Origin of the sequence: Pseudomonas sp. B111 (assembly GCF_026428275.1) — a bacterium.
Lineage (GTDB): Bacteria > Pseudomonadota > Gammaproteobacteria > Pseudomonadales > Pseudomonadaceae > Pseudomonas > Pseudomonas aeruginosa.
Genome location: NZ_CP097857.1, coordinates 6,475,440 through 6,487,896, shown reverse-complemented (window position 1 = coordinate 6,487,896; position 12,457 = coordinate 6,475,440). Strand labels below are relative to the sequence as shown.

Annotated in this window: 13 protein-coding genes; 10 read left to right on the top strand and 3 right to left on the bottom strand. The window is 65.3% G+C overall.

Annotated features, from left to right (window positions below):
* From M6E97_RS30115 to M6E97_RS30090, 6 genes are all read left to right on the top strand, one after another.
* The gene (locus M6E97_RS30115) at positions 1-327 is read left to right on the top strand and encodes a TraR/DksA family transcriptional regulator (RefSeq protein WP_003112819.1); all 327 of its coding nucleotides are present in this window, start codon (positions 1-3) and stop codon (positions 325-327) included.
* Positions 328-425: 98 nt separating this feature from the next.
* The gene (locus tag M6E97_RS30110) at positions 426-2,879 is read left to right on the top strand and encodes a Lon protease family protein (protein WP_003094777.1); all 2,454 of its coding nucleotides are present in this window, start codon (positions 426-428) and stop codon (positions 2,877-2,879) included.
* A 150-nt stretch (positions 2,880-3,029) separates the two neighbouring features.
* Positions 3,030-3,371, top strand: coding sequence for a hypothetical protein (locus tag M6E97_RS30105; RefSeq protein WP_003094775.1), 342 nt, complete (start codon positions 3,030-3,032; stop codon positions 3,369-3,371).
* 173 nt (positions 3,372-3,544) lie between these two features.
* On the top strand, positions 3,545-4,033 hold the full coding sequence (locus M6E97_RS30100; RefSeq protein WP_003111135.1) for a TIGR00645 family protein: 489 nt from the start codon (positions 3,545-3,547) through the stop codon (positions 4,031-4,033).
* A gap of 256 nt (positions 4,034-4,289) precedes the next feature.
* A complete protein-coding gene (locus tag M6E97_RS30095; RefSeq protein WP_003105116.1) occupies positions 4,290-4,595 on the top strand; it encodes a DUF6482 family protein in 306 nt (101 codons plus the stop codon).
* An 84-nt stretch (positions 4,596-4,679) separates the two neighbouring features.
* Complete coding sequence (locus tag M6E97_RS30090) at positions 4,680-5,297, top strand: FKBP-type peptidyl-prolyl cis-trans isomerase (protein ID WP_033938449.1); 618 nt, start codon at positions 4,680-4,682, stop codon at positions 5,295-5,297.
* 69 nt (positions 5,298-5,366) lie between these two features.
* Here M6E97_RS30090 and M6E97_RS30085 read toward each other — a convergent pair whose 3' ends face one another.
* The 3 genes from M6E97_RS30085 to M6E97_RS30075 all read right to left on the bottom strand — a co-directional run bounded on the left by M6E97_RS30085 (position 5,367) and on the right by M6E97_RS30075 (position 9,067).
* Entirely contained in the window at positions 5,367-7,394 is a 2,028-nt protein-coding gene (locus M6E97_RS30085) for a c-type cytochrome (RefSeq protein WP_033938450.1), read from the bottom strand.
* 342 nt (positions 7,395-7,736) lie between these two features.
* Positions 7,737-7,961, bottom strand: a complete 225-nt coding sequence (locus M6E97_RS30080; protein WP_003094765.1) for a hypothetical protein — start codon at positions 7,959-7,961, stop codon at positions 7,737-7,739.
* A gap of 137 nt (positions 7,962-8,098) precedes the next feature.
* Positions 8,099-9,067 (bottom strand): polyprenyl synthetase family protein, encoded by a 969-nt coding sequence (locus M6E97_RS30075; RefSeq protein ID WP_003094763.1) that lies wholly within the window; start codon positions 9,065-9,067, stop codon positions 8,099-8,101.
* A gap of 240 nt (positions 9,068-9,307) precedes the next feature.
* On the opposite strand from M6E97_RS30075, the gene rplU reads away from it, so the two are divergent.
* The 4 genes from rplU (at position 9,308) to proB (ending at position 12,450) form a co-directional block, all read left to right on the top strand.
* Positions 9,308-9,619: a 50S ribosomal protein L21 gene (gene rplU, locus M6E97_RS30070; RefSeq protein WP_003094761.1), complete on the top strand. Its 312-nt coding sequence runs from the start codon at positions 9,308-9,310 to the stop codon at positions 9,617-9,619.
* Between the two features lie 23 nt (positions 9,620-9,642).
* Positions 9,643-9,900 (top strand): 50S ribosomal protein L27, encoded by a 258-nt coding sequence (gene rpmA / locus M6E97_RS30065; RefSeq protein ID WP_003094760.1) that lies wholly within the window; start codon positions 9,643-9,645, stop codon positions 9,898-9,900.
* A 140-nt stretch (positions 9,901-10,040) separates the two neighbouring features.
* Positions 10,041-11,261 carry an Obg family GTPase CgtA gene (gene cgtA, locus M6E97_RS30060; protein WP_003094758.1) on the top strand — a complete coding sequence of 407 codons (1,221 nt, stop codon included), beginning with the start codon at positions 10,041-10,043 and terminating at the stop codon, positions 11,259-11,261.
* 70 nt (positions 11,262-11,331) lie between these two features.
* Complete coding sequence (proB, locus tag M6E97_RS30055) at positions 11,332-12,450, top strand: glutamate 5-kinase (protein ID WP_003094756.1); 1,119 nt, start codon at positions 11,332-11,334, stop codon at positions 12,448-12,450.
* The last annotated feature ends 7 nt before the right edge of the window (positions 12,451-12,457 follow it).

The window sequence follows — 12,457 nt, the reverse complement described above, 5'->3', positions numbered from 1 at the left end:
ATGAGCGCTTTCGACCCCGCTACCGCCCTGGAAACCCTGGCGACCGAGTACGCGGCACGCGCCGCGGCGATCCGCCGGGACCTGGCGCGCAGCCATTCGCCGGACTTTGCCGAGCAGGCGGTGCAGCGCCAGAACGACGAAGTGCTCGAAGGCCTGCTCGCCGAGGCGGAGGCGGGGATGCGCCAGGTCGGCCTGGCCCGCCTGCGCCTGGCGGAAGGTCGCTACGGCCAGTGCGAGCGCTGTGGCGAGGCCATCGAACCGGCGCGCCTGGCCGCCCTGCCTGCGGCGGAATACTGCCTGCGCTGCGCCGACCTGGTACATCGGTGAGATAGCGCCATCCGCGCCTTGTCAGTGGCGCGAGGCTGGGGGGAGAATGCGGGCGACGACACCCCGCGGCGATCTGCCGCCCGATGCAAGGATTCCCGATGCCCGATTCCGTCGCTGCCGGCCTGCGCCTGGCGCCAGAAGAACTGACCCGCCCGTTCGCTCCCGAGCAATTCGCCTTCGACACCACCGATGACCTGGAGCCCTTCCGCGGCGTGCTGGGCCAGGAGCGTGCGGTCGAGGCGCTGCAGTTCGGTGTGGCGATGCCGCGTCCGGGTTACAACGTATTCGTCATGGGCGAGCCGGGGACCGGACGCTTCTCCTTCGTCAAACGCTACCTGCAAGCCGAGGGCAAGCGCGTCGCCACGCCCTCCGACTGGGTCTACCTGAACAATTTCGACGAACCGCGCGAACCTCGGGTGATCGAGCTGCCGCCGGGCAGCGCGACCGAATTCAGCGCCGACATCGACCGCCTGATCGACAACCTGATGTCGACCTTCCCGGCGGTCTTCGAACATCCGGCCTACCAGCAGAAGAAGAACGCCGTCGACCGCGCCTTCAACCAGCGCTACGACCGCGCCCTGGACTCGGTGGAACGGCGCGCCCTGGAGAAGGACGTGGCGCTGTACCGCGACAGCGCCAACGTCGCCTTCACCCCGATGAAGGACGGCAAGGCCCTCGACGAGGCCGAATTCGCCCAGTTGCCCGAAGCCGAGCGCGAGCGTTTCCACAAGGATATCGCCGCCCTCGAGGAGTACCTCAACGAGGAACTGGCGAGCCTGCCGCAGTGGAAGCGCGAGTCGAGCAACCAGTTGCGCGAGCTCAACGAGGAAACCATCACCCTGGCCCTGCAGCCCCTGCTGGCGCCTCTGGTGGAGAAGTACAACAACAACCCGGGCGTCTGCGCCTACCTGCAGGCGATGCAACTGAACCTGCTGAAGACCGTGGTCGACCAACTGGTCGACGACAGCCGCACCGACGCCCAGCGCAAGCAAGGGCTGATCGAGCAGTACGCGCCGAACCAGGCCATCGTCCACCACGCGACCAGCGGCGCGCCGGTGGTGTTCGAGTCGCACCCGACCTACGACAACCTGTTCGGCCGCATCGAGTACAGCTCGGACCAGGGGGCGCTCTACACCAGCTACCGGCAGTTGCGTCCGGGGGCGCTGCACCGGGCCAACGGCGGCTTCCTGATCCTGGAGGCGGAAAAGATGCTGGGCGAGCCGTTCGTCTGGGACGCGCTGAAGCGTGCCCTGCAGTCGCGCCAGTTGAAGATGGAGTCGCCGCTGGCCGAACTCGGCCGCCTGGCTGCGGTTTCCCTGACCCCCCAGGTGATCCCGCTGCAACTGAAGGTGATCATCATCGGCTCGCGGCAGATCTACTACACCCTGCAGGACCTCGACCCGGACTTCCAGGAGATGTTCCGGGTGCTGGTGGACTTCGACGAGGACATCCCGCTGGGCGAGGACAGCCTCGAACAGTTCGCCCAGTTGCTCAAGACGCGCACCTCGGAAGAGGGCATGGCGCCCCTCAGCGGCGCGGCGGTGGCGCGACTGGCGACCTACAGCGCGCGCCTGGCCGAGCACCAGGGGCGGCTTTCGGCACGGATCGGCGACCTGTTCCAGTTGGTCAGCGAAGCCGATTTCATCCGTCAGCTGGCGAACGAGGAGGTGATCCAGCTCGGCCACATCGAGCGTGCCCTCAAGGCCAAGCAGACCCGCACCGGACGAGTGTCGGCGCGGATCCTCGACGACATGCTGGCGGGGATCATCCTGATCGACACCGCTGGCGCCGCGGTCGGCAAGTGCAACGGACTGACCGTGCTGGAGGTGGGCGACTCGGTGTTCGGCGTGCCGGCGCGGATTTCCGCGACCGTCTATCCGGGCAGCAGCGGCATCGTCGACATCGAGCGCGAGGTCAACCTCGGCCAGCCGATCCACTCCAAGGGCGTGATGATCCTCACCGGCTACCTGGGTAGCCGCTACGCCCAGGAGTTCCCCCTGGAAATCTCCGCCAGCATCGCCCTGGAACAATCCTACGGCTACGTGGACGGCGACAGCGCCTCGCTGGGCGAGGTCTGCACGCTGATCTCAGCACTGTCGCGGACGCCCTTGAAGCAGTGCTTCGCCATTACCGGCTCGATCAACCAGTTCGGCGAGGTTCAGGCGGTCGGCGGCGTCAACGAGAAGATCGAGGGCTTCTTCCGCCTCTGCGAAGCGCGCGGCTTGACCGGCGAGCAGGGCGTGATCATCCCGCGCGCCAACGTCACCACCCTGATGCTCGACGAGCGCGTATTGCAGGCGGTGCGCGCCGGGCAGTTCCACGTCTACGCGGTGCGCGAGGTGGACGAGGCGCTGGCGCTGCTGGTGGGCAAGCCGGTCGGTGCCCAGGACGAGAAGGGACGCTTCCCGAAAGGCAGCGTGAACGATCTGGTCGTGGCGCGCTTGCAGGAGATATCCGAACTCGGCATGGAAGAGGACGACAAGGAAAAGGACAAGCCGGCGGAGAAAGAGACCGTCGCGGCGAAGGATAAGGCCGCGGCGAAGAAGGACTGAGTCCGGCGCGTTGCCGGAACCTGCCGAGGGCGGGGCTGGAAAGCCCCGCCCTCGTGCGTTTCAGCCCTGTGGACAAGTTCCCGCCGGCGCTATGCGGAACCTGGCGGCAGGTGTAGGCTCAAAACTGGGAACCCCCGTGAGGATGCCGCCATGCCGCGTAACCTCTGCCTCATCCGCCCTTGTCTGGGGCTGACCACGCGAATCGAATGCGTGGTCAGGCCGCTGGCCGGAGAGAACGGACTCTGGACCCTGCTTTGCGCCGCCGGCATGTCCGGCTCCCAGCCTTCGGCGATCAAGGCCCAGGGCCCCTTCCACGGACCGCTGGTGGCCGAAGGGGTGTTGCAGGCGATTGCCGACTGCCTGGCCCAGCAAGGCTATATCGAAGCCGTCGACCCGCCGATCTGGCGCCTGCACCTGCAGGGCGAACTGCGCCGACTCAATGGCGAACGACGGCCGCATGTCGGCGACTACCTGTTTCGCCCGGAATCCTGAGCGGCGCCTGGGCAAAGCCTGAGCAATCCGGCCAAGGCCCCGTGCCATCATCGCTGGCGGGATCCATCCCGGCTCGGTGCACATATTTATCCACAGATTTTCTGGATAAAAACCGCCGGCCGCTGCGTTATACTCGCCGCCCCATTTCCCCCTGCACATACACACAAGAGACCATGGAACGCTTTTTCGAAAACGCCATGTACGCCTCGCGCTGGCTGCTGGCTCCCATCTACATGGGCCTGTCGCTGGCGCTGCTGGCGCTGACCATCAAGTTCTTCCAGGAAATATTCCACGTCATCCCGAACATCTTCGCGATGGCCGAGGCCGACCTGATCCTGGTCCTGCTCTCGCTGATCGACATGGCTCTGGTCGGCGGCCTGCTGGTCATGGTGATGATCTCCGGCTACGAGAACTTCGTTTCGCAGCTGGACATCGACGAAGGCAAGGAAAAGCTCAACTGGCTGGGCAAGATGGATTCCGGCTCGCTGAAGAACAAGGTGGCCGCCTCCATCGTTGCGATCTCTTCGATCCACCTGTTGCGCATCTTCATGGACGCGAAGAATGTGCCGGACAACAAGCTGATGTGGTACGTGATCATCCACATGACCTTCGTGCTCTCGGCGTTCGCCATGGGCTACCTGGATAAGCAGACCCGTCACTGACGACCCTCTCCAGTGTTTCGCTCGCGCCGCCCGGCCGTTGTAAAACGGACGGGCGGCGGCGTTTCCGGCTTGCGTTGCCTGTCGCCTGGGCAAGACTTTCCTGTGATATCGGGCGGACGCCGGGAGCGGGCGTCCTTCGCATCGTCGGGGCCTGGCGGCCGGACGATGCCGGGAATCGGGCCGGCGCTGTCGGGACCGAGGCGGTTGGCGGAAACCTGGAGGCTTCCGCTGCCTGCGCAACCTCGAGAGGTTCGCGATGAACATGCAGGATCTCGCCGGCCGGGTCCAGGCCGGACATATCGACGCCTTGCACCTGGTGTCGCTGGAGGGCGGCATCTATGTCCTGGAGGCGCAGATGGGCGACCGCGCCTATCCGGTGGAGGACGATCTCGGCCAGCCGGTCAGCCTGCGCTCCGTGGAGCATGCGCGCCAGGTACTGCGCGGGCTGGACAGGGTTCCGGTGGAGTTGGTGTGCGCCGATGTCGATGACGAGATGTGTGGACTCCTGGCCGAGTCGGGTTCGTTTATCGGCGGGCTGCCGCTGTCGATCCGCCAGGGTTGAGCACAAGCGGCTGCGCCGGTAGGGGGGAAGGGCCTTCTGTGCTAGGCTGGCCGCCCTTTTTCGACCCCACAGCGGAGCACCGCCATGAGCGAACTCAACCTGACCACTGACGAAGCCCGTGTCAGCTACGGCATCGGCCGTCAACTGGGCGACCAACTGCGCGAGAATCCGGTTCCAGGCATGACCCTGGACGCAGTCCTGGCCGGCCTGTCCGATGCGTTCGCAGGTATCGACAGCCGGGTTTCCGGCGAGGCGCTGTCGGCCAGCTTCCAGGTGATCCGCGAACGCATGCAGGCCGAAGCCCAGGCCAAGGCCGAAGCCGCCGCTGGCGAAGGCCGCGCCTACCTGGCCGAGAACGCCAAGCGCGAAGGCGTGACCGTGCTGCCGTCGGGCCTGCAATTCGAAGTGCTGAGTACTGGCGAGGGCGCCAAGCCTTCCCGCGAGGATACCGTGCGCACCCACTACCACGGCACCCTGATCGACGGCACCGTATTCGACAGCTCCTACCAGCGCGGCCAGCCGGCCGAGTTCCCGGTGGGCGGCGTGATCGCCGGCTGGGTCGAAGCGCTGCAACTGATGAACGCCGGCTCCAAGTGGCGCCTGCACGTACCGAGCGAACTGGCCTATGGCGGCCAGGCGGTCGGCAGCATTCCTCCGCACAGCGTGCTGGTGTTCGACGTCGAACTGCTGGAAGTCCTCTGAGGCGCATCGGCCCCAGGAAGGAGTGAAACGCCCCGTCGACGCATCGACGGGGCGTTTTTCATTGCGGCATCAGTAGCGGGCATCCAGCGGACGCTTGTCCTTCGGCCAGTCCTTGATCTTGTCCGGGAAGTCCGGGCGCGGCTGGTGCGAAAAGTACTCCGCGACGTCCACTGCGTCCTGGTCGCTGAGGCCGCCCTGGCCGAGCGGGAAGCGTTCCTGGAAGCCGATCGGCATGTTGTGCTTGACGAAGGCGGCAGCGGTGAAGGTCCGCGCCATGCCGGCGCCGATATTGAACGACTCGTCGCCCCACAGCGGTGGGAAGAGCATCTCGCCGGCGCTGTTCCTCAGCCCCTCGCCATTCTCGCCGTGACACACCGCGCATTGTCGGGCGTAGACCTTGCGGCCGTTCTCCGGGTCGGGCTTCAGCGCCGGGTCGACCTTGCCGACGCCGCGGCCGGCGACCTTGTCCTGCGGCCGGGTGTTGTTCTTCATCCAGTCGAAGTAGGCCACCATCGCCTGCATGTCGGCAGAGTCCGGCGGCAGAGGCTTACCGTTCATCGAGCGCCGGAAGCAGCCGTTGATGCGCTCCTCCAGGCCGATGACCTTGCCCGCCCGGGGCGCGTAGCTGGGGAAGAACGCCGAGACGCCGACGAAGGGCGAGCCGTCGGCTACGGTTCCAGCGTTCAGGTGGCAACTGGTGCAGTTCAACTGGTTGCCGACGTTCGCCGGCAGCAGCTCTCGGGTCTCCAGGTGCAGGCGCATGCCGCGTACCACCTGTTCGGCGTTCGGCGCCGCGAGCATGTCCGCCAGGCGTGGAGAGACGAAGGTCGAGGCCGGGCCGTTGCCGGCCTCGATCTGCTGGCGCAGTTTCTTCACCTGGCCGGCATCGATCGACGAACCCTGGTTGCCCCAACTGCTGCGGACGAAGCTGAGGATTTCGGCGATTTCGCGGTCTTCCAGCTGGGCGAAGCCGGGCATGGTGTAGACCCGCGAGTGGGTTGCGGTCTCCGCGGTTTTCCAGCCGGTAAGGGTGATATGCAGTAGCGTGCTCGGGTTGGCCGAAGCGACCGTGGGGTTGCCGGCCAGCGGCGGGAACATACCCGGGACGCCGCTGCCGTCCTTGCGGTGGCAGTCGGAGCAGAACTGCGCGTAGCCGAGACCGCCCCGCGAGCTGTACAGGTCGACCGGTGCTGCCAGTGGGCGTTCGCTGTCGGGCATGGGCAGGTCGTCCTTGCCGGCCGGCAGGGACTTCAGGTAGCTGGCGATGGCCAGCAGATCGTCGTCGCTGAAGTGCTGGGTGCTGTGGTGGATGACATCGGTCATGCTGCCGGACACCGTGGCAAAGCGGTTCTGCCCGGTCTTCAGCAACTGCACGGTGTCCTCCACCGTCCACAGGTTGCGCAGGCTCAGGGCTTGCCATTGTTCGACGGTTTCGCCGGCGAGGTAGAGCTGCCCGGAACGACCGGCTTCGCTCATGGCTTTTTCCTGGAAGGCGATGCCGCGCGGAGTATGGCAGGCGCCGCAGTGGCCGAGTCCCTGTACCAGGTAGGCGCCGCGGTTGATCGCCGGGTCCGCGTCGCTGGAGGGGGTGAACGGCGCGTCGTCGAGGAACGCCCAGTTCCACAGCGACAGGCCCCAGCGCTGGTTGAACGGCCAGCTCATCGCGCTCGGCGTATTCGCCTGGGTGACGGGTTGCACGCCGTGCATCAGGTAGGCGTACAGCGCACGCATATCTTCTTCGCTGATCTTGGCGTAGGACGGGTAGGGCATCGCCGGATAGAGATTCACTCCCTCGGCGGTCACCCCCTTGCGCATGGCGCGGTCGAACTCTTCGAAGCTGTAGCGGCCGATGCCGGTCTCCCGGTCGGGAGTGATGTTGGTCGAATAGATGGTACCCATTGGAGTCTTCAGCTCCAGGCCGCCGGCCATCGGCGCGCCCTGCGGGCCGGTATGGCAGGCGATGCAGTCGCCGAGCTGGGCCACGTAGCGGCCTTTTTCGATGAGCGTAGCGTCCGTGGTCGGTTCGCTGGCATGGAGCAGGGGAACGATGGAGCACAGCGCGCCGAGCAAGCCGAGGCGCGGGAAAGAAGCAGGCATTTCCTCATCCTTAGGCGTAGGCCTGGGGCGGTCCCCTCGGCCACGGTCCATTCTTTTTTTCGTTATGCGGCCGTCGACAGGACGACGGTCACGCCGCTGTTGTAACGGCTTTCAGGCGAGGTCGGCTTGATGTGGATCAGGCAGGAATCCCTATCGCGGCGAGGGGCTGCCGGCGTGCTCGGGCGAGGCGTTGCGGAAAGAACGGGACATGAGGAAAGTGACTCCGGGAAGGTCGTCCGTGACCTTCCCGGAACCGGCCGGAGGCGCCTTTGCCTCCGTTCGTGCGATCCGCCTCCCGGGCAGCGGCGCACGGATGACGCGTCCTGGCGTCATCGCAAAGGCTCAGCGCAGGGCGCGGGCGTAGCAGAAGAGGAACAGGTTGCGTACCAGCTCCTTGAGGATCAGCGGTTCGCTCGAGTTCAACTCGTGCAGGTCCAGGCCGCCCTGGTCACGCAGTTCGTCCAGCGCGTCTTCTTCCAGGACTGCGCAGATTTCCCCGGTTTCCCGGTGCAGGATCCGCAGGTAGGGGTGTGGCCGATCAAGCCAGGCATCGATCAAATAAGTCATGGCGCTCATCTCCGTGACAAGACTGTGAGATGAGAATAATTCTTATTATCTTAATAGCAAGTCTTGATCGTGCCTTTCGTCGCAAAACGAAAACGCCGCCGTGAAAACGGCGGCGTTCGTCACAAGTCGAGCCCGGTTCAGTGGGTACGGGCGACAGCGAATTCGCTGAGTTCGACCAGGGCGGAGCGGTATTCGTTGTCCGGCAGCGTATCCAGGCAGGCGATGGCGCGGGCGGCGTAGTCGCGGGCGAGGTTGGCGGTATAGTCCAGGGCGCCGGCAGCCTCGACGGCGGCACAGACGCTCTCCAGGTCCTGGCTGCCACCTTGCTGGATGGCCTTGCGTACCAGCGCGGCCTGCTCCTCGGTGCCGTCGCGCATGGTGACGATCAGCGGCAGGGTGGGCTTGCCTTCGGCGAGGTCGTCGCCGACGTTCTTGCCGAGGGTCGCGGCGTCGCCGCGGTAGTCGAGTAGGTCGTCCACCAGTTGGAAGGCGATTCCCAGGTAGTCGCCGAAGCGGCGCAGTGCCTCGGACTGTTCCTCGCCGGCCTGGCACAGCGCGGCGGCGCTGTGGGTCGAGGCCTCGAAAAGCATCGCGGTCTTGCCGCGGATCACTTCCATGTAGGTCTCTTCGGTAGTGCTGGCGTCGCGTACCTTGGACAATTGCAGCACTTCGCCCTCGGCGATCACCCGGGTGGCCTGGGATATGATGCGCATGACCGGCATGGAACCCAGCTCGACCATCATTTCGAAGGAGCGGGCATAAAGGAAGTCGCCTACCAGCACGCTCGGCGCGTTGCCCCACAGGGCATTGGCGGTGGAGCGGCCGCGGCGCAGGCCGGAGGCGTCGACGACGTCGTCGTGCAGCAGAGTGGAGGTGTGCAGGAATTCGATGGTGGCGGCCAGCAGGCAGAGGTCGTCGCCCTTGTAGCCCAGGGTCTTGCCGGCGAGCAGGACCAGCAGCGGACGCAGGCGCTTGCCGCCGGCGGAGATGATGTAGTCGCCGATCTTTTCCACCAGGGGAACGCGGGAGGTGAGTTGGCGACGGATGATCCCGTCGACGGCGGTGAAATCTTCCGCCACCACGCGGTAGAAGGCCTGGGGTTGCATCAGTGACAATAGCTCCACAAAGATTGCGCGGCATGCTAGGTGGCAGGGGGGGGACTGTCAAGGAAAGGCCCGTGGCACTTGCCTCGGCCTGGACCTTTCCGTACAATCGCGGGCCCTGAACTTCCTTGGCATACCCTGCCTTACGCAATTGCACGGGCGTCCGATCCGACCCCATGCAGCCATGCCGGCCGATTCCTACTTCTATAAAGCGTCGGGTGAGCAGGTTTAACGGAGATACACATGTACGCAGTGATTGTTACCGGTGGCAAGCAGCACAAAGTCACCGAAGGCGAATTCCTCAAGGTCGAGAAACTCGACGTCGCTACCGGCGAAGCGATCGATTTCGACCGCGTCCTGCTGGTTGCCAATGGCGAAGACGTGAAAATCGGCCTGCCGGTCGTCGAAGGTGCGAAGGTTACCGCTGAAGTGGTTTCCCACGGCCGTCACGACAAGGTCCGCATCATCAAGTTCCGCCGTCGTAAGCACCACATGAAGCGTCAGGGCCACCGCCAGTGGTTCACTGAAATCAAGATCACCGGCATTCAGGCCTAATTCCTTTCTGGAGGATATGACTCATGGCACACAAAAAAGCTGGCGGTTCTACCCGCAACGGCCGCGACTCAGAAAGTAAACGCCTTGGCGTGAAACTGTTCGGCGGCCAGGCTGTAAAGGCTGGCAACATCCTGGTTCGTCAGCGCGGCACCAAATTCCACGCCGGTTACGGCGTTGGCCTGGGCAAGGACCACACCCTGTTCGCGAAAGTGGACGGCGTGGTCAAGTTTGAGACCAAAGGCGCCTTTGGTCGCAAATACGTGAGCATCGTTGCTGCCTAAGCAATAGCTCGCTGAAAAAGCCCTGTCTCGCGACGGGGCTTTTTTGTTTCTGCGCCGGCTTCCGGCCATGCCCTGCTTTCGGGGCATCCTGTATCCTATGTTTTTTCTGTTAACCCGCCCTCGTGGTGGGAGGCATATCCATGAAATTCGTCGATGAAGTATCAATCCACGTGAAAGCCGGTGACGGCGGCAATGGCCTCATGAGCTTTCGTCGCGAGAAGTTCATCGAAAAGGGCGGTCCCAACGGCGGCGACGGTGGCGATGGCGGTTCCATCTACCTGGAAGCCGACGTCAACCTGAACACCCTGGTCGACTATCGCTACACTCGCCGTTTCGATGCCCAGCGCGGCGAGAACGGCGGCAGCAAGGACTGCACCGGGGCCAAGGGCGACGACCTGATCCTGCCGGTGCCGGTCGGTACCACCGTGATCGACGCCAATACCCAGGAAATCATCGGCGACCTGACCGAGCCCGGTCAGCGGCTGATGGTCGCTCAGGGCGGCTGGCACGGCCTCGGTAACACCCGTTTCAAATCCAGTACCAATCGGGCGCCGCGCCAGACCACCCCGGGCAAGCCGGGCGAGGCGCGCGACCTCAAGCTGGAACTGAAGGTGCTGGCCGACGTCGGCCTGCTGGGACTGCCGAATGCCGGCAAGAGCACTTTCATCCGCGCAGTGTCCGCGGCCAAGCCGAAGGTGGCCGACTATCCGTTCACCACCCTGGTGCCGAACCTCGGCGTGGTCAGCGTCGGTCGCTACAAGAGCTTCGTGGTCGCCGACATTCCCGGCTTGATCGAAGGTGCCGCCGAAGGCGCCGGGCTGGGCATCCGCTTCCTCAAGCATCTGGCGCGGACCCGTATCCTCCTGCATTTGGTGGACATGGCGCCGCTGGACGAAAGCGATCCGGCCGATGCCGCCGAGGTCATCGTTCGCGAGCTGGGTCGCTTCAGTCCGGCGCTGACCGAGCGCGAGCGCTGGCTGGTGCTGAACAAGATGGACCAGATCCTCGATCCGGCCGAGCGCGAGGCGCGCAAGCAGGCGGTGATCGAGCGGTTGGGCTGGGAAGGCCCGGTCTATGTGATCTCCGCCCTGGAGCGCGATGGCACCGAGGCGCTCAGCCAGGACATCATGCGCTATCTCGACGAGCGTACCCTGCGCCTGGAAGAAGATCCGCAGTATGCCGAGGAGCTGGCCGAACTCGACCGGCGTATCGAGGACGAGGCGCGGGCCCGTCTGCAGGCCCTGGACGATGCGCGCGCGCTGCGGCGTTCGGGTCTGAAGAACGCCGGTGCGGTGGATGACGATGATTTCGATGATGAGGAAGACGACGGCGACGGTCCGGAGATCTTCTACGTTCCCTGATGGCGTGATACCCCGCCGGGCGGGCCGGCGGGGCTGAAGAGTCGAAGCCTGGGCTTCTAAGGTTGAGGGTATGCGGGACAAGGTGACTGGCGCGCGGCGCTGGGTGGTGAAGATCGGTAGCGCCCTGCTGACGGCCGATGGCCGTGGGCTGGATCGCAATGCCATGGCCGTTTGGGTCGAGCAGATGGTGGCGCTGCATTGCGCCGGCATCGAGCTGGTGCTGGTGTCGTCCGGCGCCGTCGCCGCCGGTATGAGCCGCCTGGGCTGGGTGTCCCGACCTAGCGCGATGCACGAACTCCAGGCCGCCGCCTCGGTGGGACAGATGGGGTTGGTGCAGGCCTGGGAGTCCAGCTTCGCCCTGCATGGCCTGCAGACCGCCCAGGTGTTGCTGACCCATGACGACCTTTCCGACCGCAAGCGCTACCTGAACGCCCGCAGCACCCTGCGGACCCTGGTCGAGCTGGGTGTGGTCCCGGTGATCAACGAGAACGACACGGTGGTCACCGACGAGATCCGCTTCGGCGACAACGACACCCTGGCCGCACTGGTGGCCAACCTGGTCGAGGCCGACCTGCTGGTGATCCTTACCGATCGCGACGGTATGTTCGACGCCGATCCGCGCAACAATCCCGATGCCCAACTGATCTACGAGGCGCGTGCCGACGATCCGCAGCTCGATGCGGTGGCCGGCGGCAGTGCCGGCGCCCTGGGGCGCGGCGGAATGCAGACCAAGTTGCGGGCGGCGCGCCTGGCGGCGCGTTCTGGCGGGCATACGGTGATCGTCGGTGGGCGTATCGAGCGTGTCCTCGACCGCCTGCGCGCCGGCGAACGCCTCGGCACCCTGTTGACCCCTGACCGCAGTCGCAAGGCGGCGCGCAAGCAATGGCTGGCCGGCCACTTGCAGATGCGCGGCACCCTGGTGCTGGACGATGGGGCGGTGAAGGCGGTGAGCCAGGATCACAAGAGCCTGTTGCCGGTTGGGGTCAAGGCGGTCCAGGGCAGCTTCCGTCGCGGCGAGATGGTGGTCTGTGTGGACCAGGGTGGGCGCGAAGTGGCGCGCGGCCTGGTCAACTACAGTGCGCTGGAGGCGCAGAAGATCCTCGGTCAGCCGACGGATGCCATCGAGGCCTTGCTCGGCTACGTGGATGGGCCGGAGCTGGTGCATCGCGACAATCTGGTTCTGGTCTGAGGAGAGG

Coding starts and splice junctions, on each gene's coding strand:
- M6E97_RS30115 (WP_003112819.1), top strand. CDS start 1: ATGAGCGCTTTCGACCCCGCTACCGCCCTGGAAACCCTGGCGACCGAG.
- M6E97_RS30110 (WP_003094777.1), top strand. CDS start 426: ATGCCCGATTCCGTCGCTGCCGGCCTGCGCCTGGCGCCAGAAGAACTG.
- M6E97_RS30105 (WP_003094775.1), top strand. CDS start 3,030: ATGCCGCGTAACCTCTGCCTCATCCGCCCTTGTCTGGGGCTGACCACG.
- M6E97_RS30100 (WP_003111135.1), top strand. CDS start 3,545: ATGGAACGCTTTTTCGAAAACGCCATGTACGCCTCGCGCTGGCTGCTG.
- M6E97_RS30095 (WP_003105116.1), top strand. CDS start 4,290: ATGAACATGCAGGATCTCGCCGGCCGGGTCCAGGCCGGACATATCGAC.
- M6E97_RS30090 (WP_033938449.1), top strand. CDS start 4,680: ATGAGCGAACTCAACCTGACCACTGACGAAGCCCGTGTCAGCTACGGC.
- M6E97_RS30085 (WP_033938450.1), bottom strand. CDS start 7,394: ATGCCTGCTTCTTTCCCGCGCCTCGGCTTGCTCGGCGCGCTGTGCTCC.
- M6E97_RS30080 (WP_003094765.1), bottom strand. CDS start 7,961: ATGACTTATTTGATCGATGCCTGGCTTGATCGGCCACACCCCTACCTG.
- M6E97_RS30075 (WP_003094763.1), bottom strand. CDS start 9,067: ATGCAACCCCAGGCCTTCTACCGCGTGGTGGCGGAAGATTTCACCGCC.
- rplU (WP_003094761.1), top strand. CDS start 9,308: ATGTACGCAGTGATTGTTACCGGTGGCAAGCAGCACAAAGTCACCGAA.
- rpmA (WP_003094760.1), top strand. CDS start 9,643: ATGGCACACAAAAAAGCTGGCGGTTCTACCCGCAACGGCCGCGACTCA.
- cgtA (WP_003094758.1), top strand. CDS start 10,041: ATGAAATTCGTCGATGAAGTATCAATCCACGTGAAAGCCGGTGACGGC.
- proB (WP_003094756.1), top strand. CDS start 11,332: ATGCGGGACAAGGTGACTGGCGCGCGGCGCTGGGTGGTGAAGATCGGT.